General features: G+C 38.2%; 19 protein-coding genes and 1 other annotated feature. Of the genes, 4 read left to right on the top strand and 15 right to left on the bottom strand.

The genetic code is table 11. The features are described 5' to 3' along the window. Nucleotides 1-16: 16 nt before the first annotated feature. Nucleotides 17-1669, bottom strand: a complete 1653-nt coding sequence (ilvD, locus tag BMY14_RS06225; protein ID WP_091830184.1) for a dihydroxy-acid dehydratase — start codon at nt 1667-1669, stop codon at nt 17-19. A gap of 166 nt (nt 1670-1835) precedes the next feature. Then, nucleotides 1836-2369 carry a cob(I)yrinic acid a,c-diamide adenosyltransferase gene (cobO, locus tag BMY14_RS06220; RefSeq protein ID WP_091830182.1) on the bottom strand — a complete coding sequence of 178 codons (534 nt, stop codon included), beginning with the start codon at nt 2367-2369 and terminating at the stop codon, nt 1836-1838. A 134-nt stretch (nt 2370-2503) separates the two neighbouring features. Between cobO and BMY14_RS06215 the strand changes: the two genes are divergently transcribed. After that, the gene (locus BMY14_RS06215; protein WP_091830180.1) at nt 2504-4114 is read left to right on the top strand and encodes an SGNH/GDSL hydrolase family protein; all 1611 of its coding nucleotides are present in this window, start codon (nt 2504-2506) and stop codon (nt 4112-4114) included. 52 nt (nt 4115-4166) lie between these two features. On the opposite strand, the gene BMY14_RS06210 is transcribed toward BMY14_RS06215, so the two are convergent. From BMY14_RS06210 to BMY14_RS06175, 8 genes are all read right to left on the bottom strand, one after another. Then, the gene (locus BMY14_RS06210) at nt 4167-4895 is read right to left on the bottom strand and encodes a Bax inhibitor-1/YccA family protein (RefSeq protein WP_091830178.1); all 729 of its coding nucleotides are present in this window, start codon (nt 4893-4895) and stop codon (nt 4167-4169) included. A 140-nt stretch (nt 4896-5035) separates the two neighbouring features. Beyond that, the gene (locus BMY14_RS06205) at nt 5036-5506 is read right to left on the bottom strand and encodes a UPF0158 family protein (RefSeq protein WP_177177499.1); all 471 of its coding nucleotides are present in this window, start codon (nt 5504-5506) and stop codon (nt 5036-5038) included. Between the two features lie 177 nt (nt 5507-5683). Further along, nucleotides 5684-6571: a prephenate dehydrogenase gene (locus BMY14_RS06200; RefSeq protein WP_091830175.1), complete on the bottom strand. Its 888-nt coding sequence runs from the start codon at nt 6569-6571 to the stop codon at nt 5684-5686. A 1-nt stretch (nt 6572) separates the two neighbouring features. Continuing rightward, nucleotides 6573-7583 (bottom strand): 3-deoxy-7-phosphoheptulonate synthase, encoded by a 1011-nt coding sequence (gene aroF / locus BMY14_RS06195; protein ID WP_091830173.1) that lies wholly within the window; start codon nt 7581-7583, stop codon nt 6573-6575. A 62-nt stretch (nt 7584-7645) separates the two neighbouring features. Then, nucleotides 7646-7885: a binding site (T-box leader), on the bottom strand. 155 nt (nt 7886-8040) lie between these two features. Next, the gene (locus tag BMY14_RS06190; RefSeq protein WP_091830172.1) at nt 8041-8493 is read right to left on the bottom strand and encodes an N-acetyltransferase; all 453 of its coding nucleotides are present in this window, start codon (nt 8491-8493) and stop codon (nt 8041-8043) included. Nucleotides 8494-8538: 45 nt separating this feature from the next. Further along, nucleotides 8539-9174, bottom strand: a complete 636-nt coding sequence (gene nth, locus BMY14_RS06185) for an endonuclease III (RefSeq protein WP_091830170.1) — start codon at nt 9172-9174, stop codon at nt 8539-8541. A gap of 68 nt (nt 9175-9242) precedes the next feature. Next, a complete protein-coding gene (locus BMY14_RS06180; protein WP_091830168.1) occupies nt 9243-10604 on the bottom strand; it encodes a PFL family protein in 1362 nt (453 codons plus the stop codon). 30 nt (nt 10605-10634) lie between these two features. Further along, a complete protein-coding gene (locus tag BMY14_RS06175; protein ID WP_019554327.1) occupies nt 10635-10904 on the bottom strand; it encodes an ACT domain-containing protein in 270 nt (89 codons plus the stop codon). 286 nt (nt 10905-11190) lie between these two features. On the opposite strand from BMY14_RS06175, the gene dat reads away from it, so the two are divergent. The 3 genes from dat to BMY14_RS06160 all read left to right on the top strand — a co-directional run bounded on the left by dat (nt 11191) and on the right by BMY14_RS06160 (nt 14053). Continuing rightward, a complete protein-coding gene (dat, locus tag BMY14_RS06170; RefSeq protein WP_091830166.1) occupies nt 11191-12048 on the top strand; it encodes a D-amino-acid transaminase in 858 nt (285 codons plus the stop codon). 34 nt (nt 12049-12082) lie between these two features. Next, nucleotides 12083-12337: a DUF896 domain-containing protein gene (locus BMY14_RS06165; protein ID WP_091830164.1), complete on the top strand. Its 255-nt coding sequence runs from the start codon at nt 12083-12085 to the stop codon at nt 12335-12337. Nucleotides 12338-12706: 369 nt separating this feature from the next. Further along, nucleotides 12707-14053 (top strand): pyruvate carboxylase subunit B, encoded by a 1347-nt coding sequence (locus BMY14_RS06160; RefSeq protein ID WP_019554324.1) that lies wholly within the window; start codon nt 12707-12709, stop codon nt 14051-14053. A gap of 126 nt (nt 14054-14179) precedes the next feature. On the opposite strand, the gene BMY14_RS06155 is transcribed toward BMY14_RS06160, so the two are convergent. The 5 genes from BMY14_RS06155 to BMY14_RS06135 all read right to left on the bottom strand — a co-directional run bounded on the left by BMY14_RS06155 (nt 14180) and on the right by BMY14_RS06135 (nt 20479). Continuing rightward, nucleotides 14180-15841 (bottom strand): nucleoside kinase, encoded by a 1662-nt coding sequence (locus BMY14_RS06155; RefSeq protein ID WP_091830162.1) that lies wholly within the window; start codon nt 15839-15841, stop codon nt 14180-14182. Nucleotides 15842-15919: 78 nt separating this feature from the next. Further along, nucleotides 15920-16918 carry an inorganic phosphate transporter gene (locus BMY14_RS06150; protein WP_019554322.1) on the bottom strand — a complete coding sequence of 333 codons (999 nt, stop codon included), beginning with the start codon at nt 16916-16918 and terminating at the stop codon, nt 15920-15922. After that, complete coding sequence (locus BMY14_RS06145; protein WP_091830160.1) at nt 16911-17537, bottom strand: DUF47 domain-containing protein; 627 nt, start codon at nt 17535-17537, stop codon at nt 16911-16913. The genes BMY14_RS06150 and BMY14_RS06145 overlap by 8 nt, the downstream gene beginning before the upstream one ends. 278 nt (nt 17538-17815) lie before the next feature. Next, nucleotides 17816-19066 carry an aminotransferase class I/II-fold pyridoxal phosphate-dependent enzyme gene (locus BMY14_RS06140; RefSeq protein ID WP_091830158.1) on the bottom strand — a complete coding sequence of 417 codons (1251 nt, stop codon included), beginning with the start codon at nt 19064-19066 and terminating at the stop codon, nt 17816-17818. Between the two features lie 183 nt (nt 19067-19249). Then, complete coding sequence (locus tag BMY14_RS06135; protein ID WP_091830156.1) at nt 19250-20479, bottom strand: aspartate kinase; 1230 nt, start codon at nt 20477-20479, stop codon at nt 19250-19252. Nucleotides 20480-20523 lie beyond the last annotated feature (44 nt).

Raw genomic sequence — 20523 nt, 5'->3', positions numbered from 1 at the left:
TCTCTTCTCTTTTATCTTATTTAAGAACGGCTCCCATACTCGCCGATGTTGTAAGACGTGCATAGCGAGATAAATAACCTGTTTTAATTTTCGCTTCTGGTTTAACCCAATTTTGTTTACGCTTTTCCATTTCAGCATCACTGATAACCAGATCAAGTTTACGGTTTGGAATGTCGATATCAATTATATCACCATCTTGAATGAATGCAATCGGACCACCAGCCATAGCTTCCGGCGAAACATGACCTATACAGGCACCCCGCGTTGCTCCACTGAAACGGCCATCGGTAAGGAGAGCTACTTTAAGCCCCATTCCGGTTATAATCGCTGTTGGATTAAGCATTTCGCGCATTCCCGGGCCACCCTCCGGACCTTCATAACGAATTACTACAACATGACCATCCTTAATTTCACCGCCCACAATTGCTTCAATTGCGGCTTCTTCAGAATTATAAACTTTCGCACTACCTTTAAAAACAAGCATATCTTCGGTTACAGCACTTGCCTTTACCACTGCATAATCCGGTGCTAAGTTTCCTTTTAAAATTGCAATACCGCCAGTTTTACGATAAGGCGCATCCACTGATTTAATAACATCAGGGCGTTCAATTTCAGCACGAGCAATGCGATCACCCAAGGTTCCTGTAACGGTAAGTGCATCAAGATGCAATAAATTTTTCTTTGCCAATTCATGCATAACCGCTGATAAACCGCCTGCTTCATTCAAGTCTTGCATATGATGACTGCCGCCAGGACTGAGTTTTGTTATATAAGGCGTTCTAGCACTAATTTCATCAAAAACCGGTGGAAGTAAAGTAACCCCGGCTTCATAAGCTATCGCAATCAAATGCAGCACTGTATTTGATGAACCACCAATCCCCATATCTACGGTAATGGCATTTTCAAACGCTTTTTTTGTTAAAATATCACGCGGTTTAATATCTCTTTTTACAAGATCCAATATAACCTGCCCGGCCCGTTTTGCCAACAGTCTTCGTTCACCAAAATAAGCTGCTGGAATCGTCCCATTACCAGGAAGTCCCATACCCAAAACTTCCGTCAAAGAATTCATTGTATTCGCCGTAAATAAACCAGCACAAGAACCACAACTCGGACAGGCATGCTTTTCTAAGTCTTCCATTTCATCCGCTGTCATTTTGCCGGCTGTAAACTTACCAGCAGCTTCAAAGGTGCTGCTTACACTCACATCTTTGCCATGATGTCTTCCTGCGAGCATAGGCCCTCCGCTAACTACCACAGCAGGAATATTAAGTCTCGCCGCTGCCATAAGCATTCCCGGTACGACTTTATCACAGTTTGGAATCATAACTAAGCCATCAAAGCCATGAGCCGTAGCAACAGCTTCAATTGAATCAGCAATCAGTTCCCGGCTCGCCAGCGAAAACTTCATACCTTCATGCCCCATCGCAATACCATCACAAACGGCAATGGAAGGAAACTCCAATGCCGTCCCGCCAGCTGCTGCCACACCAAGCTTTACAGCTTCGGCTATCGTGCGCAAATGGATGTGTCCTGGAATGATTTCATTAAATGAATTCACAACCCCAATCAGCGGTTTATCTAAATCTTCCGGACCATACCCCATGGCATAGAACAAAGATCTATGCGCTGAGCGCGTTGGACCTTTTTTTACAATATCACTTTTCATAGTTAAAAATCCCACCTGTTCTTAAAATCCGATTTGTCTTCTCGGAGTATACATATTGATATAATCTATACATATAAAGTTACAATTATACCTTAAATATATTCTATTCAATAAAAAGAAAAAGAATCCTGCAAGAAATTGTGAAGTTTTATATAATATTATATTATCAAAACTCAATACCAGCTTGTGCTTTTATACCTTGTTGATAAGGATGTTTTATTTCTTTCATCTCTGTCACTAAATCCGCTCGATCCATAATTTCTTGTCTCGCATCGCGTCCGGTAAGGACAAGATGCAATGACTCTGGTTTACAATCAAGCATAGCAATCACATCTTCAAGATCGATCAAGTCAAACTTTACAGCATAATTAATTTCATCAAGAATAACCATATCCCATGCACCAGATTGAATAGCAGTTTTTGCTGCAGCTAAAGTAGCTTGAGCTGCAGCACGATGCTGTTCTTTTTCCTCATTATTCGCTTTTTGTGTAAACCCTTCACCCATCGGACGAATTTCAAGCTCCGGCGAAAATTTTTCCAATGCTTTTAATTCACCATACTTCCAGCCCCCTTTTATAAACTGTAAAATCAAGATCTTCAATCCTTGTCCCCAGGCTCGTACAGCCAGCCCTAAAGCTGCCGTAGTCTTACCTTTTCCATTTCCTGTATGGACAATCAATAAACCTGTTTGTGTTTTCATAAATATCACCTATCTCCTTGCTATTTATAGAATGAAACGATTTAAATTTATAGTTTTCATTTCTACTATAGAAAAACGTGTTATACTAATGTTTATCATTCTTACATTATAGTAACATATTTAGAGGAGTCCTTATGAATAAATTTATTGCTTTTTCGTGTACAATTTTATATATGACCTTGCTTTGCATTTTTTTTACCGAATCAACCGATGTACTTTCACTCAAAGAATTACAACCTGAAGTTTTAATAAATGAAGATGGTGAAAGCGGCACATTAGCTTGGCAGCGCCTTCCTTATCCTTGTTATTATGAGGTCGAAATATTAACAAAAAATCCAGACCCATCCATCGACCACGAACAATATCATCTATTAAAAAAAGAATATACCTTTAAAAACAGCTTTAAAACACCTTCGACTGGGGTACCAACCTATTATCGCATATCAGGTCATGGGATGTTCAAAACCGTAGGAAAACCCTCCAAAATAATTACTACACAATCTTCTGATGATACCCCTTTTGTGCCAGCTTTGATTTCTCATTATGATATAACAAACCCGGCAAATACAATGCCATTTTTAATTTGGCATACGGTACCTGGTGGTGTTTATTATGAGCTAGAACTATTATCTCACCCACCCGAAAACCCAAACGGTATCGTTTTATCCAGCCAGTACAGCCTGTTTAGCACACGATCGGTCTTCACTAACGGCTGGCAAGCCGACCTGAAAGAATTTGCCTACCAAAAACTTTTTTGGCGAGTACGTGCTTTAGATTTTGTCGGGAATCCTGTCGGCGTTTTTTCGAATGCAGAGGAAATCCATATGGACATTCATGCACCGCTCGTTCAAAAACCTATCATTAATAACTTTGACCGTATGCCTGATTTCGCGCAACCACTTTATCCTGTCTATAATTGGATTCCACTCCATAATATATCAAAATATGAAGTCGAACTTTTAAATACACCGCCAGAGGAAGAAAATAACACTGAACCTTCTTCGCACCGAATCTGGAGTAAAATAGCGGAAGATGCTTCTGACTGTTATGATGAGTACCCTCGTATGGCTCCAGGACTTTATTACTGGCGCGTAAGAGCACTTGACTCAAACGGAAATACCATCGGTGTTTATTCAGACTCAGAACAGTTTACCGTAGCAAAATCTCCACTGCGTGTTGATTATGCTACCTTTGGTGACAGTATCACCCACGGCGGTGGAGCACTCTCTTATTCACCGGCAAATCTAGAATACAGTTATCAGTCTTATCTTGATTTCCCCGCGCTAAACCTCGGGCGCAGCGGTGACACATCAACCACGACTGCTGAACGTTTTGATACAGATGTGCTGCCGTATCGCCCCAGGAATTTAATCATCTTATGTGGGTCCAACAGCATTCGTGCCGGAACGCCTGCCAGCACCATAATCCACGATATCATAACAATCCGTATGAAATGTGAAGCCAACGATATTCGTCCTATTTTTCTGACACTAATGCCTATTAACCCAACGAATATAATGCAGGCATTTAATACAGAAACAGCGGATGACTGGCGTGAAGACATGACCCAAGTCAATGCATTTATTCGCAAACAACCTTATTACATTGACCTCGAACCTTATTTTTATGATAATCAAGGCTTTATGGCAACACAATATGCTACAGATGGACTGCATCCCGATATCAAAGGGAAACAGCTCATGGCACAGATCGTCAATGCCCATAAAGATCTTTTCCGCCATTAATAAATATAAAAAAACGTCGACACCATATGGTGTCGACGTTTTTTTATATTTGTTAGTCATCCTTTCCAAAAGACATGACCATTTGAATGATACGCAGGATTTCAAGATAGAGCCATACTAAGGTAAGCAGCAAACTAAACGCATTGAAATATTCCATGTATTTCGGCATGCCCTGCTTTACGGACTGCTCAATGTTATCAAAATCCAACAGAAAATTAAAGGCTGCCACAGCTGCAATAACAACAGCAATACCAATGCCAACCACACCGCTGCGCGGTAAGAAGGATGTCCAAAACATCGAAGCAATCATATTGATGATATAAAGTGCTGCTACTCCCATTGTTAAACTGATAATAATCGATCTGACTTTTTCTGTCACAACAATAATTCTCTGCTGCCATAAAAATAACATTACGCCCATAACAGCAAACGTAGTTGCAACAGCAATCGCAACAATACCGGCATACATATGTTCAAAAGCAAGTGATATCACCCCGAGTGTTACACCTTCAAAAACAGCATACCCTGGAGTTGTGTACTCTGCAATATTCGGCTTAAAGCAAGTCACGACAGCAAGAATTGCTGCTACGATCATTGCCATAATCATAACTGGATACAACGATGAAACCACACTTGGCAAAAACATTCCAGTCGCTATTGCAGAAACAATTGTCACTCCAAATAGACCAATTGTTTTCTTGATTGTCCCGTTTAATGTTGCTGTTTCTTCATAAGAAACACTACTTTCTCTTTCCATCACACGAAATGCTGGATTTGACAAATTAAAACCACCTTTTGTTTTATAACTTACGTTACTTTATCGTATGTAATAAAGTAATCTTCTTATATTTTAACAAAATTTTAAAATAATTACAATCTCCGCTCCAACAATCAAAAAAAGCCCTTCTAAAATGCATATATTTACTCTTCCGTTTTTATTTTATACTGGTATGGAATCTGGTTTTCTTCGCACCAAATTTCCGCAATCTGCCGCAAAGCATGATTACGATAGTTTTGCCATTCTTCGCTTAAACCAAAATCCCGCACGGTATTTTTAAATCGCTGTAAAGCACCATTTCCCGACAGTGCTGTCAAAAGATCCAGTCGACTGTCGGGATCATCCAGCTGCTCAGTAAAGCTTTTCATAATCGTATGTTCATCCATATCATACGGTGATGGCAGTGGCACATATTCTTCCCAATTGTCCTCAATTGCAAATACATTTTCCAGAGCGGCTTCGTCTATATGTGTATCATCCGCAAAAATATCCTCTGCCCCATTATAATCATCTTGAAACTCAACGAAGGAACCAGTCTTTATATTCAAATAGATTTTCCACATATCTATTTTTTCTAATTTACCTACAATATCTTCTACATATACTTTGACCACGAACATAACCCCTTTCGACTCTTTTCAAAATCAATTATAATTCATTCTTCCTTGAGATACAATGAATTACCGCGTATTATAATAGGCATCTCTTTACTTTTTTACCGAATTTTTTTAATTTGTATTCATGCAATAAAAAAAGATGATTTCCGCTTTATGAAATCATCTTTTTTTATATCATATTTCAAATAAATCCTGTGTTTGATCCAAAATTGTATCACGACGATTTTTGGCAGCAGCAAAATAATCATAAACTTTCTGCCGATCACGTGTATCAATATCAACAATCACTTCGTCAATAATTCTCTTCAATTCCTGTAAGTTTGCAATAATCGGTTCGGGGTTAGACATACAAATATCGGCCCACATATCAGAATTCGATGAAGCAATCCTCGTCGTATCTTTAAAACCGCCTCCGGCGAGCTTGATACACGACTCCATATCCCCCTGGCTGCGGTTAAGTAAAGTAACTAAAGCAGCAGCCGTTACATGAGGCACATGGCTGATCACCGATGCGCAGCGATCGTGCATAGCTATATCAACGGTCGTGATATTCGCTCCCGTAAGCGCTAGTAAATCACAAATCTTCGTAATAGCCGCTTGTGGTGCTCCTGTATCTTTTACAATCACATAACACTTTTTAAGGAAAAGCTGTGAATCTGCAGCTTCTACACCACTACGCTCTTTTCCCGTCATCGGATGACCTGCCACATAATAAATCTCATTTGGAAGAATATTTTTCAAATGATTCCAGATATATTGTTTTGTACTTCCCGCATCTGTAATAATCGTTCCTGGTTTTAAAAAAGGTAAAATCTTTTCGATCATAGGTACAATTTGCAATACAGGTGTACTCATAAATACAATATCTGCATCTTTTACCACTGCTTCAATATTATCGGACACCATATCAACCGCCCCATATTGAAGGGCGAGTTTCATCGAATGTTCAGTCCGTGATAAACCTCTAATATAAATCTGATCCTGCAACTTCTCTTTTAATGCCAAACCCAAAGATCCACCAATTAAACCTACACCGATAATTGCGAGATTCAATTTATTCATTTCATTTTTTCCCCATCATCGCAGCAATTTGAGAAACTTCCTTCATTACAACATCAAAATTCTCTGGTGTCAACGACTGATCACCATCACTCAGAGCAACTTCCGGATGTGGGTGTACTTCAATCATAAGACCATCTGCCCCTGCTGCAATGGCCGCTCTCGCCATCGGGCGAACCATCTGCCAGCGACCAGTACCATGGCTTGGATCTACAATGATCGGCAAGTGAGACAATTCTTTTACAGCAGCAACGGCACTTAAATCAAGCGTATTGCGTGTAAAAGTTTCATAAGTCCGAATACCGCGTTCACACAAAATAACATTGTAATTGCCTTCACTGAGAATATATTCTGCCGCATTAAGCCATTCACTGATGGTTGCTGACATTCCCCGTTTTAAAAGCACAGGTTTTTTGGATTTTCCCACTACTTTCAAAAGTTCAAAGTTTTGCATATTACGAGCTCCAACCTGTAATACATCAGCATAAGCACAATGCATATCAATCGCATTGACATCGACAATTTCGGTAACAATCTTCAGCCCTGTTTTTTCGCCAACAGTTTTAAGCATTTGCAGTCCCTTTTCAGCAAAACCTTGGAAATCATATGGTGATGTCCGCGGTTTAAAAGCACCACCCCGCAAGAATTGTGCGCCTGCCGCCTTAACAGCTTGTGCGGATTCTTGAAGCTGTTCCATACTTTCTACTGCACAAGGTCCGGCCATAATCCCTAAATGACCGCCGCCAACAAGTACGCCATCAATATTTACAATCGTATCTTCGTGTTTAAATTCGCGACTTACCAATTTATATTTTTCTGTGATTGCCACCGTTTTTTCTACCCCGTCAAACGCTTTCATCTGTAATCCTGAAATAATTTTTTTATCACCAATAACGCCAATAATCATTCTCGATGCTCCTTGTGAAAGATGACACTTTAGACCTACACTGACAATTTTATCCTGTACCTTCTTAATATTCACCTCAGTAGCCTCTGGACTCATCACAATAATCATAAAATCAACCTCCTGCAAATATAATACTCTTAAAAATAAAGACAAAAAAAGCCCGCCCCCGCAACAGGGACGAGCATATAACCCGTGGTACCACCCTGCTTGCTATAAAAAAGCAAGCCACTCAGTTCGAGTACTAACATACTCTAGCCTATGATAACGGTGGCATTCCGGCTCAGCCTACTAGAAAAATCGTTCAGCTTGCTGCTTCCAAGTGTATTTCTAACAGTCTGTTTACCAGGTTACACCACCCCCAGCTCTCTGAAAAACATCACTGTTATACTTGTCTTGATCGTCACATTTATTCTTAATGTACTGTTACTATAACAATTTAAAATATATTTGTCAACAGTAAAACAAAATAATGAGACACATCGTAATATAAACCAAATCCAGTCCACTACACAAAAACAAAAGTTTTACTTAATGCTGTTTTGGGAAAACGGCTTTCACCGAATTCCTATAATACCCGCATCATTGCAATCTCGTCACAATTTGGAAATTTTGGACAATCTATACATTCTTTCCAAACCTTATGTGGTAATTCTTCTTTTGTGATTTCCTTAAAATCAATCTTGGCAAAAAAACCAGGTTTATAAGTAAGTGTAAATAATGTCTTAACACCCAGCATTTTCGCCTCTTCCATCAACATTTCCACAATTTTTTTACCGATTCCCTGCCGGGTAACTTTATCCGTAACGGCCATTGTCCGAATCTCAGCCAATTCATTCCAAATAATATGAAGTCCGCCAACTCCAACAATTTCACTATTTTCTTCTGCCACAATCATATCCCGCAACGTTTCATATAACGTATTCCTGGACCGTGCCAACATAACGCCATCATTTGCATATGTATTCACTAAATCATATATAGACTCTACATCGTTGAATGTAGGTTTGCGATAAAGCATTACAACCAACCCCTTCAAGTATAATTATACTCTTTATTCATGTATTTATGCAATAGTGCTGCTTGGACAAATTTCATGCAAAGGGCATTGTCCACACAAAGGAGCTCTTGATTTGCACAGTTTACGCCCATGCCAAATCAGCCAATGATGGGCTGCTGACCATTTTTCTTTGGGAATAATCTTCATCAGGGCTTGTTCTACCGCAAAAGGAGTCTCACCAACCCCTAGTTTCAAGCGGTTTGCCACCCGAAAAACATGTGTATCAACTGCAATTGCCGGACGCTGAAATGCAATACTGGTCACAACATTTGCTGTCTTTCGCCCCACACCAGGCAATTTTAAAAGTTCATCAAAAGATTCGGGAACTACCCCGCCGTAATCCTCACAAAGTTTTTGACAAGTTCCCAAGATATTTTTTGCTTTATTATGATAAAGCCCACAATCGCGAATTTCATCTTCCAGCGCACTAAGACCCATTTCCAAAATAGAAGCAGGTGTATTTGCTTTAGCAAAAAGCCGTTTAGTCGTAATGTTCACTCTCACATCCGTACACTGGGCTGATAAAATAACTGCAATCAACAGTTCGAAAGGATTGCCAAAAACAAGTGCTGGTTTTACATCAATATAAGTGGTTTCTAAAATTTGAATCATCTGTTCTTTAATTTTTTTTGTTATACGCATAAATGCACCTCATCAAAAAAGGAGCTGTTCTTTGTGAGACAGCTCCTACAAAATTTACTATAAAATAATTAGTTCGTTAAGCTGCGTATAGGTGCTGGAATGCGCCCGCCACGAGCAATAAACGCTTCTGAACTAAACTGGCTTTTAACCGGAATAATTGGACTATGACCCAAAAGGCCGCCGAATTCTACACTATCGCCGACTTTTTTGCCAGGAACCGGAATCACCCGAACAGCGGTTGTTTTATTATTAATCATGCCAATGGCTGCTTCATCGGCAATAATTCCTGAAATAGTTGCCGCCGATGTATCGCCTGCAATAGCAATCATATCAAGACCGACTGAGCATACGCATGTCATGGCTTCCAATTTTTCAAGCGACAGACTGCCGCAAGTAATCGCGTCAATCATACCAGCATCTTCACTGACTGGAATGAAGGCACCGCTAAGACCGCCAACATGAGAAGAAGCCATGAGTCCGCCTTTTTTGACAGCATCATTCAAAAGAGCCAGGGCTGCCGTCGTACCAGGTGCACCACAACTTTCGATTCCCATTTCCTCCAGAATATGAGCAACACTATCACCAACTGCCGGAGTAGGTGCCAGTGATAAATCGATAATACCAAATGGTACCCCCAAACGTTTCGAAGCTTCACGCGCCACTAATTGTCCAACTCGTGTAATTTTAAAGGCTGTCTTCTTGATTGTTTCGGCGACTTCACTGAAATCTCCACCTTTAATATCTTCCAACGCCCGTTTTACTACGCCCGGACCACTAACACCAACGCTAATTACTTTTTCAGCTTCACTGACACCATGGAAAGCACCCGCCATAAATGGATTGTCCCCTGGTGCATTCGAAAAGATAACCAGTTTCGCACAACCAATAGCTGCCCGATCACGCGTGAGTTCAGCTGTGCGTTTAACAATTTCACCCATTTCGCGTACACAATCCATATTGATCCCAGCTTTTGTCGAACCCAAATTGACCGAAGCACAAACAAGATCCGTTGTAGCCAATGCCTGTGGTATCGAATTGATTAAAATATGATCGCCTTTTGTATACCCTTTTTCGACGAGAGCTGAAAATCCGCCGATAAAATTAATACCGATTGCCTTAGCTGCCCGATCCATTGCTTCGGCAACAGGAACATATGTATCTGTCTTACAAGCTTCTGCTACAATAGCAATTGGTGTGACAGACACACGTTTGTTAATGATTGGAATACCATATTCCGCTTCAATCTCTTCACCGGTTTTTACCAAAAATTCAGCGGATGTCGTAATTTTATCATAAATATTTTGGCAAAACTGCTGTAGATTGGGATGTGCGCAATCACGAAGACTGATTCCCATTGTAATCGTGCGAACATCCAGTTTATTTTCTGTGATCATTCGATTTGTTTCTAATATATCATGTATAGTTATCACTTAACTGCCTCCAAATAAATTCTTTTCAACTTAAATTTTATGCATAACATCAAAAATATCCTGATGCTGTGCTTTAATTTCAAGATTGATTTCATTACCTTTTTCATTTAGAATTTTTTGCAATTCCTGCAATTTTATTTTACTATCTGTCATCTCAACAACCATAACCATATTAAAAAATCCATCCATAATATTTTGGTTGATATTTAAAATGTTCACATTATTTTCAGCTAAGATATTGCTTACCATAGCAATAATCCCAACACGATCTCTTCCCACAATCGTTACTACAAGTTTCATTTACAAACTCTCCTTATTTCTATTTATTTTTATCTATTTTGTAAAACAAGACCCAATACAGGTACACAAAATAGCATATTATCAATTATATACGGACTCGTGTAAAAAGCCAAGATTTTTCCATAAAATATGCACGTATGCTATATAAAAGATATGATTTCAATCTAAAAAGCCAGTATTTTTTTAATTTCAATTATTTTTCTGCATTGTATCTACAAATAAAATGTTTTATAGTCTATAATTAAATTTATACGTTTATCATAAATTTAAAGGAGCTATTAATTTGATGAAAGAACTAGGTTTTTTTGATGGAGAATTTATTGATCTCAATGAAAAGAAAATATCACTAGAAGATCGTGGCTATCAATTTGGTGATGGAATATACGAAGCCACTAAAGTATATAATGGAAAATGTTTCGCGCTTGATCGCCATCTTGATCGCTGCATACGTTCACTGCGTGAACTTAAAATTCCGGTTACCTACACAAATGCAGAACTTACCGCTATCCACGAAGATATTATTAAAAAAAGCGGCATTACAGACGGCTGTATTTACTTCCAAATAACCAGAACAACTGCACCGCGTACTCATTACTTTCCCGATAAGATTGTACCCCATCTCAGCATGACCATTCGTGAAGGATCTGTTCATACGGACTGGCAAAAATCCGGCGTGCATGCCATTTTCACCGAAGATATCCGCTGGCTTCGCTGTGATATTAAAACAATCAACCTGCTTGGCAATGTTTTAGCAAAACAAGAAGCCCATGAAAAAAATTGTCAGGAAGCGGTGCAGGTACGTAAGGGCAGTAATCTGGTCACGGAAGGCTCCAGTAGTAATTTCTTCGTGGTCAAAGATGATATTGTTTGGACACACCCCCTCAGTAATTTAATTTTAAAAGGAGTTACACGTTCTATTTTATTTGAAGAATGTGCAAAAAAGCTTGGAATTACCATGATTGAAAAAGCTTTTTCACCTGACTTTGCTCTAACTGCCCATGAAGCATTCATAACCAGTACCAGCCTGGAAGTGACCCCTGTTATTGCAATTGATAATAAACATATCGGTAATGGTCTTCCTGGTAAAATCACTTTAAAATTATTAAATGCATACCATGAACTCGTAAAAAAAGAATGCTATTAATTTTATAAACAAAGCACTATAAGGAGAATATATTTTGATTACGGCTCAATTAATTCAAAGAATCAACATCCTGGCAAAAAAGAAAAAAGACAGCGGTTTGAGTCCTGAAGAAACGATGGAACAAACACAATTACGCCGCATTTATTTGGATACAATTCGCGGTCGCTTAAAACAAAGTCTTGAACAGATTGAAATCGTTGATGATCCCAAACATGCCTTTACCATTATCACAGAGAAAGAAGATCCCAAAATTCTGGCCAATGACACAAAAACAAAATATCAACATTAACAATCCAGCTAGAATAAAAAATTTGTTACATTTATAATGAAGGAACCAAACATGAAATAAGGATCTTATCAGCATGCTTGGTTCTTTTTTATATTTAAGCGAAAATTCTAACCATTTATCTTAATTATATTATAAACTTCAACTATAATCGCTTAAAAAATTATGTTAAAAAAATCACGTTTTATCATTGACAAGGTTTATTTTAGTACCTATACTGTACTTGTGATGTAAATTTGAATATACTTTGAACTTTACGGTGTTCAGGAATAACTGCCACATGATGTAAACTAAATTCCATATTCAAACTTACTTTTTAAGGCTATATTGTAATACTTATGTTACTATAATCTAAGAGGAGTGTATTTTATTATGGCTAAAAGACCTGTAAAAATTACTGAAACTGTCTTACGTGACGGTCAACAATCTTTAACTGCAACTCGCATGCGGATTGAAGACATGATTCCACAGTTGGAAGCTCTTGACAAAGCCGGCTACAATGCAATTGAAGCATGGGGCGGTGCTACATTTGATACCTGTCTTCGTTTTTTAGGTGAAGATCCATGGGAACGTTTAGATACGTTAAAAAAACATTTAAATACGCCAATTCAAATGTTATTAAGAGGTCAAAACTTACTTGGTTACAATCCATATGCTGACGATGTTGTTAAAGCTTTCGTAAAAAAAGCTGTTGAACATGGTGTTAAAGTGCTTCGTATTTTTGATGCTTTAAATGATACACGTAACTTGAAAGTTGCTATTGAAGCTGGGATTGAAGCCGGTGCACATGTACAGGGTACTCTTGTATATACAATCAGCCAATATCACAGCAATGATTTATTCGTTGAACTTGCCAAAGAATTAGAAGCTATGCATGTTCATTCTATCTGTATCAAAGATATGTCTGGTTTATTAAAACCATTCGTAGCCGAAGATCTTGTAAAAAAACTAAAAGCTGCTGTAAAAGTTCCTATTGAATTACATACGCATTATACAAGTGGTTTTGGCAGTATGACATATTTAAAAGCAATTGAAGCTGGCGTAGATATCATTGACTGTGCATTATCACCTTTTGCTCTCGGGACTTCACAGCCATGTACAGAAACAATGATTGCTACATTAGAAGGAACGGAATACGATACAGGCATCGATCGTAAAGCACTCAGTGAAATTGCAAAACATTTTTCCGTTGTAAAACAAAAAGTTCTGAATGAATTTAAGCTCAAAAATCATTTCGACGTAGATCCTAATGTACTTGACTTCCAAATTCCTGGTGGTATGCTTTCAAATCTTGCAAATCAGTTAAAAGAACAAGGTATGGAAGATAAATATCAGGAACTGCTTGATGAAATGCCACGTGTTCGTGCTGATCTTGGTTATCCGCCACTCGTTACACCATCGAGTCAAATCGTTGGTACTATGGCAACATTTAACGTCATGATGGGTAAACGTTATGCAATGGTTCCTCGTGAATTCAAGGATCTTGCTCGTGGTAAATATGGTCGTACACCAGCACCTATTTCAGATATGCTTCGTGAAGAAGTATTAAAAGGCGAAACGATTATCACGGGTCGTCCTGCTGATGATATTGCGCCACAAATGGAACTTCTCAAAAAAGAATTAGCTGAAAAAGGATATCCAAATGCTTCGCAGGAAGATGTCCTCTCTTATGCTCTATTCCCTGAAGTTGCTTTAGAATTCTTTAAAGCACATCGTTAAGCTTCCATGAAATACAAAAGAGATTGTGCCTTCGAGCACAATCTCTTTTATTGTTTCGTATAAAAAAAGACAGAATCAACTGCAAAATCTGCATTGTTGATTCTGTCTTTTCTATTTACATAAAATTCAGCCAACTGAAAAACATGATTTTCCAATAAACTCACGTAAAATGGAATTATTTGGAATATCTTCTTCGGCATAAACATCATTAAAGTATTCGAGAAAATCCAACAAACGGATAGCTTCACTATATTCTGGCACATCATGGCTTACTTTTTCCAATAATGGTGTCGCATATTTTTTAAGTATACTCAGCTCATAGATTAATGCCGAATTAAACATGACATCAGCTTCCTCCTGATACGGGAAGATGTTTTTCTCCTCACCGGCACGTACATCAGGCCACTGTTTTATAGTTTTTAAGGCATAAGCTCCCCGTGACTGATGATCCCTCACCATTCGTCTGATAAGTCTTGCATCGGTGGTCGGAATACGATTATGTCCATCAATTGCCATCTGTGTGAGAGCACTTATGTAAATCTTGAACTTCGCGGCACGCTCAATTGATTTTGTTAACTCTTCATTTAACCCATGGATACCTTCAAGAATAATTGGCTGTGTTTCCCCTACCTGTAAAAGATGGTTATGCCATTCCCGTTTACCCGTAACAAAATTATAATGGGGTATTTCAACCGTATCGCCTGCTAAAAGTTTTAATAAATGCTGATTGAAAAGCTCTACATCTAAAGCTCCCAAGGCCTCAAAATCATATTCGCCTTTTTCGTTGCGTGGTGTAAAATTCCGATCAAGAAAATAATCATCCAAGGATATAGAAATAGGCTCAATTCCATTCACACGCAATTGTATGCGCAATCGCTGCGCAAAGGTCGTTTTACCCGATGATGAGGGTCCTGCAATTAAAATCAGGCGAATTTTTTGTATATTTCCTGTAATAAAATCCGCTATTTGCCCAATTTTCTTTTCGTGCAACGCTTCTGAAATGCGAATAATATCACCCATCATTTTATTTTTGTTATATCGATTTAAATCGGAAACGTAATCGCAATGTAAAATTTTAGCCCAATTTTGTGCTTCCGAAAAAACAGCGGCCAGTTTCGACTGTTCAAGCAGCTCTGATACCTGCGTTGGATCATCCCGCTCTGGTGTTCGAACAATCAATCCCGGTTTATAGTAATCTATCGCAAATAAATCTAACGATGCAGTAGACGGCAGCATCGGTCCATACAAATAATCATAAAATTCTCCACAGCAATAAATACTTACAGTTTCTTGTTGCAGCGAGGCAATTAAATTCGCTTTCTCAATCTGTCCTGTTTGTTTAAATAAACGAACAGCATCTGCTTTGGAAAGTGTTTTTTTATTGATTTCTCGTTTTTCAGCAACGATCTTTCGCATACGCTGTTCAATTGTTTCAATATCACGCTCGTTTAAAAATTTGTCCCCATGCACTTCGCAATATAAACCTTTATTAATCGAATGTTCTACAATCAGATCAGCATCTTCAAATAATTCATGAATTGCTATAATCAACAAAAACATAACCGAACGCCGATATACCTTTATCCCATCTTCCGATGTCATATCGACAAAAACAAGCGATTGATATTGTCCAATTGGTGATTGCAACGCTTTTAAGATATTATCAATTTTCGCAGCCACAATGGGGGCCTGATGAAACTGTTGAAAGTCTCTACTGATTTCTTCCAATTTCATAGTTTCCGAATATATTTTATCAGTTCTCTTTATTTCATCAATAATTTCTTGCATAATTGCTCTCCTCTCTAAAAAAAAGTCTAAAAAAGCTACTTTTTATTGTACACTTTTTTAGACTTATGTAAAACTATTTTATTCAAAGATAAGGCGGGCAATTTGATAGGCAACTGCGCTCATCAAAGCTGTACAAGGAATTGTCAATATCCAGGCAGTCAGCATTTGCCTTGCCACACCCCAGCGAACGGCTCGAATGCGCTTTGCCGTACCAACACCCATAATGGATCCAGATACTACGTGAGTTGTACTTACAGGCAAATGTAATAATGTTGCACCAAAAATAACAATTGCCGAATTCAAATCAGCTGCAAAACCAGTAATTGGTTCTAATTTAAAAATCTTACCACCAATGGTTTTGATGATTTTCCAACCACCCACAGCTGTACCACAAGCCATCGAGGTAGCCGCTAAAATCTTTATGTAGAAAGGCACTTCGAATTCTTGAATATAGCCCCCGCTTAAAAGTGCCAAAGTAATAATCCCCATTGCCTTCTGTGCATCATTTGATCCATGTGAAAATGACATCATTGCTGCCGATAAAATTTGCATTTTTTTAAATCTATTGTTAAGCATTGATGGAGAAAATCCACCAAAAATCATATACAATAACGACATGACGCCACAGCCTGTAATAATTGCAATAAGCGGTGATGCAACCAAGGAGATTACAATCTTACCAATACCGTAAAAATTAAGTCCATCCGCTCCAGTAGAAACAAGAACCGCTCCAATAATCCCCCCCACTAAGGCATGAGAAGAACTACTTGGTATAGCAAACCACCAAGTTACAAGATTCCAAACAATTGCCCCGCAAAGTGCAGCAATAATAATTTTCTCATCAACATGTGCTGCAGATTTAACGATATCCCCACCGATAGTCTTTGCAACACCAGTACTATATAAAGCACCCACAAAGTTCAAAACTGCTGCCATGATAATAGCTACACGCGGCGGAATGGCCCGTGTAGAAACAGACGTTGCTATAGCATTTGCTGTATCATGAAATCCGTTGATGAAATCAAAAACCAATGCTAAAATAATGACTGTAAAAATGAGGTATTGTAACTCATGCATATTTCATTACCACGCCTCGTATCATATCTGACACATCTTCACAATGATCTAATGTATTTTCCAGGTATTCTAAGATTTCTTTCCATTTTATAATTTCAATTGGATCTTTAATACATTCAAACAAATAAGCCACTTCTTTACGATATAAACGATCGCCTTCACTTTCCAGCTTACCAATTTTGCGTGTACATTCAAGAATTTGATGCTGGTTTGATCTAATATTTTTCAATAAAGTAAATGCCTTAATCAATTCTTCTGTGCACTCAATTAAAAGTTTTGATAACGCAATTGCGCCCTCTTTGGATTGACCAGTTCTGTACATTACCATACGCTGCAACGTTCCTTGCAGAAAATCCACACCATCATCCAGTCCATTTGCCAAAGCAAAAATATCTTCCCGATCAATTGGTGTTATGAACGTCTGATTTAATTTATCAATGATTTTATCATTGATTTCGTCAGCTTCATGTTCAAGATTAATAATTTCGTCCATTTTCGCCTCAGCTTTACTATAATCCAACATTACTTCATTCATCAGTAATGCCCCTTTATAGAAGTACTCCGCACTATCAACAAATAAGTCAAAAAAATCCGTATCCTTGTGCTTGAAATTAAACATATATGCCTCCCGAACTCCAAAAAATTTTGTCTGACCACACTGTCTAACTATATCATCATTTATAAATTTTCACAATAAGTAAAATACATGCAAATTGACAAATAAAGTTTGTTAAAACTATGTAAATTTTCTGTAAAATAAGTATTAGGACGAAATTAAAAGAAAACGAAAATCTGCTTTATTGCACCTGAAAAAATACAGAAAATAAAATTATCTATTCCTCGACAAAAAGACCTAAGTATATGAATGAACATACTTAGGTCTTTTTGATAATACGTTTATTTATTTTTAACAAACTCCATAGCTTTTAAAGTTTTTTCGGCTATTCCGGTCATTTTAGCCAAAGGAATTGCACAAACCGCAATTCTAACGCCCATTTTCAAAGGTACAGCAAAAATTAAATCATCATGCAGCTTATCACATACAGCCACTGGATCAGCAGCTGGAATCGACAAGAAGAACCCTGCTTTATATGGAAGTGCTTTGAGTCCGCACTGCGCTGACTCTTTCATAAATACATCAGCTCTCGCACGAATCATTTGATAATAAGCTTCCCGTTCTGCTTCAAACTGTTTTAAAAGTACCGGGTCCTGATTGATTGTTGTGAGCAATGTCATTGCACCACGATTGATATTAGACCAAGTTGCCCGGCTTGTATACTGATTGATACTAGCAAATTCCGTAACAATTTCTTTACTGGAGGAAAGACCAATCATTGCCCCCGTACGCTGTCCATACATCGTATAACCCTTTGACATACTAAAAGCAAAAACACTCAACATATTGACTGGTAAATGGCTAAACTGCTTCATGAATTGCCGCGTTTCATTTTTTTCACCAGCATAATCTATATAAGCAATATCAACTAATAACGTAATTTTTTTATTAATATTTTTCGCTTGTTTTTTACAAACATCCAGAACATTCATCCAATCCGCCTCAGACAAACTATAACCAGTTGGATTATGAGCTGGCGTATTAATAATGATCAATATCGAATCTTGTTTAGCCAGTATAGCATCAACTTTTGTTTCAAACGATGTAATATTAAAATTATGTTTTTCATCAAATAAAGTATATGTATCTAATTTACGTTTTGCTTCATTACAAAGCATATTATAAGGGCCCCAGTACCAATCAGAAGTCAAAACCGTATCGCCAATTTCAGAATAATTCCATATGGTATGATGAATCGCACCTGTTCCACCGGCTGTAGCTACTGCGGCAAAATAGCCTTCTGGTTTCGAGTCAGCAAACGTCAAATCAATCACAGCGTCTAAATACGCTGGCAGACCAGATATTGGTGCATAGGCGATAATATCTTTCATCGGCAGTGACTTCAATACTTTTTCTACAGTAGGTATACAAGCGAGTATCTCTTTATCATCCATAATTGCACCAATGGTTGCATTGGTTATTTTTTCACTGCCATATTTCTGGCTGGCTTTATTTGCTGCACCGCTGGCGCCAAAAATTGCATCTTTCGCAATTTTCCCTACTGAATGTGATGCTGCCATACTTGTAATCATGATTTATATTTCCCCCTTAAATGTGACGCAGCCTGATTATCAAGCCACAAACTATTTATATTCTTCATCATTTATTATTTACCTTCAAAAACATTCCTGTATACAAAAATACATCGTAATCATAATGATTCTTGAGAAAGAGAAATGCTAGCACACTCTATATGCTAGCATAAACTTCAAAAATTATTTTTGTGGAAAAAACTCGGCATGAATTGAATTCACTGCTTCTTTTAATTGCGCGCCTTTAATCAGACAAGATATACTGATTTCCGATGTACTAATTACTTCAATGTTAACAGCTGCCTTAGAAAGTGCACCAAACATCCGTGCAGCAATTCCAGGGTTGCCAAGCATACCAGCACCAACAATCGACACTTTCGCTACATCTTCTTCAACCAAAACAGCAATTGCCTGTAATTGATCAGCTACACGATCGACAATCTTCTTTGTCTGTGACAAATCAGAACTAGCCACTGTAAAGACCATATCGGTTACATTTTTTTCAATGTTACGAATGCTTTGGACAATCATATCAACGTCGACATTTGCTTCTGCAAGGGCCGAAAAAATTGAATAAGCGATTCCAGGATTATTAGGAACACCTAAAACTGCAATCTTCGCTACTTTTTCATCATGAGCCACGCCTCTAATTACAAAATCTTTTTCTTCCATTGTATATTCCTCCCTGATCATCGTTCCCGTTTTCGTTGTAAAAGTAGAACGAACATGAATTGGTATATTAAAATATTTTCCCATCTCAACAGAGCGCGGCTGCATAACCCCTGCTCCCAAACGAGCCATCTCCAGCATTTCATAATATGTGATTTCTTTCATTTTGCGTGCGTCTTTCACAATCCGCGGATCAGCCGAATATACACCATCAACATCTGTGAAAATCTCACAGCTATCTGCCTTAAGTGCTCCCGCCAAAGCCACTGCGGAAGTGTCAGAACCGCCTCGGCCTAATGTGACAGGATCGCCTAGTTCATCACACCCCTGAAATCCAGCTACGACAACAATATTTCCCTTATCCAATTCTTCATGTACCCTTTTTGGTTTGATATCAACGAGTTTTCCTTTGGTATGTACTGAATTTGTTTTCATCCCAGCAAGCGGTCCGGTCAGCGAAACCGCTTTATGCCCTAGCGTTTTAAACGCCATGGTCAAAAGTGAAATAGATACTTGCTCACCTGTTGTCAAAAGCATATCCATTTCACGCGAATATTGATAAGGGTCTTTGTTGATTCCTTTTGCCAAAGCAATTAAATCATCCGTTGTATCGCCCATCGCAGACACAACCATGACAACCTTATCCTCCGCTTTTTTCTCATCTATGATACGTTTGGCCACTGCCATTATTTTTTCTACGCTGCCCACTGAGCTTCCACCAAATTTTTTAACAATTAACGCCATTGTTATCCCCCTAAACTTAATTAAACAGTGCATTTTCTTTATCA

Origin of the sequence: Propionispira arboris, assembly GCF_900109225.1 — a bacterium.
GTDB lineage: Bacteria > Bacillota > Negativicutes > Selenomonadales > Selenomonadaceae > Propionispira > Propionispira arboris.
This window is presented reverse-complemented; position numbering and strand designations above follow the sequence as displayed.

Excerpts from the sequence above, each read along its gene's own strand:
- BMY14_RS06200 (WP_091830175.1), bottom strand. The coding sequence starts at position 6,571 with ATGAATAAATTGAATCTCGCAATTATCGGTGTAGGTTTAATTGGTGGA.
- ilvD (WP_091830184.1), bottom strand. The coding sequence starts at position 1,669 with ATGAAAAGTGATATTGTAAAAAAAGGTCCAACGCGCTCAGCGCATAGA.
- BMY14_RS06140 (WP_091830158.1), bottom strand. The coding sequence starts at position 19,066 with ATGATTACAAGTATGGCAGCATCACATTCAGTAGGGAAAATTGCGAAA.
- BMY14_RS06145 (WP_091830160.1), bottom strand. The coding sequence starts at position 17,537 with ATGTTTAATTTCAAGCACAAGGATACGGATTTTTTTGACTTATTTGTT.
- BMY14_RS06155 (WP_091830162.1), bottom strand. The coding sequence starts at position 15,841 with ATGCAAGAAATTATTGATGAAATAAAGAGAACTGATAAAATATATTCG.
- BMY14_RS06150 (WP_019554322.1), bottom strand. The coding sequence starts at position 16,918 with ATGCATGAGTTACAATACCTCATTTTTACAGTCATTATTTTAGCATTG.
- dat (WP_091830166.1), top strand. The coding sequence starts at position 11,191 with ATGAAAGAACTAGGTTTTTTTGATGGAGAATTTATTGATCTCAATGAA.
- BMY14_RS06135 (WP_091830156.1), bottom strand. The coding sequence starts at position 20,479 with ATGGCGTTAATTGTTAAAAAATTTGGTGGAAGCTCAGTGGGCAGCGTA.
- BMY14_RS06175 (WP_019554327.1), bottom strand. The coding sequence starts at position 10,904 with ATGAAACTTGTAGTAACGATTGTGGGAAGAGATCGTGTTGGGATTATT.
- BMY14_RS06190 (WP_091830172.1), bottom strand. The coding sequence starts at position 8,493 with ATGCTTTATCGCAAACCTACATTCAACGATGTAGAGTCTATATATGAT.
- aroF (WP_091830173.1), bottom strand. The coding sequence starts at position 7,583 with ATGATTATTGTGATGAGTCCAGAGGCTACTGAGGTGAATATTAAGAAG.
- cobO (WP_091830182.1), bottom strand. The coding sequence starts at position 2,369 with ATGAAAACACAAACAGGTTTATTGATTGTCCATACAGGAAATGGAAAA.
- BMY14_RS06215 (WP_091830180.1), top strand. The coding sequence starts at position 2,504 with ATGAATAAATTTATTGCTTTTTCGTGTACAATTTTATATATGACCTTG.
- BMY14_RS06160 (WP_019554324.1), top strand. The coding sequence starts at position 12,707 with ATGGCTAAAAGACCTGTAAAAATTACTGAAACTGTCTTACGTGACGGT.
- nth (WP_091830170.1), bottom strand. The coding sequence starts at position 9,174 with ATGCGTATAACAAAAAAAATTAAAGAACAGATGATTCAAATTTTAGAA.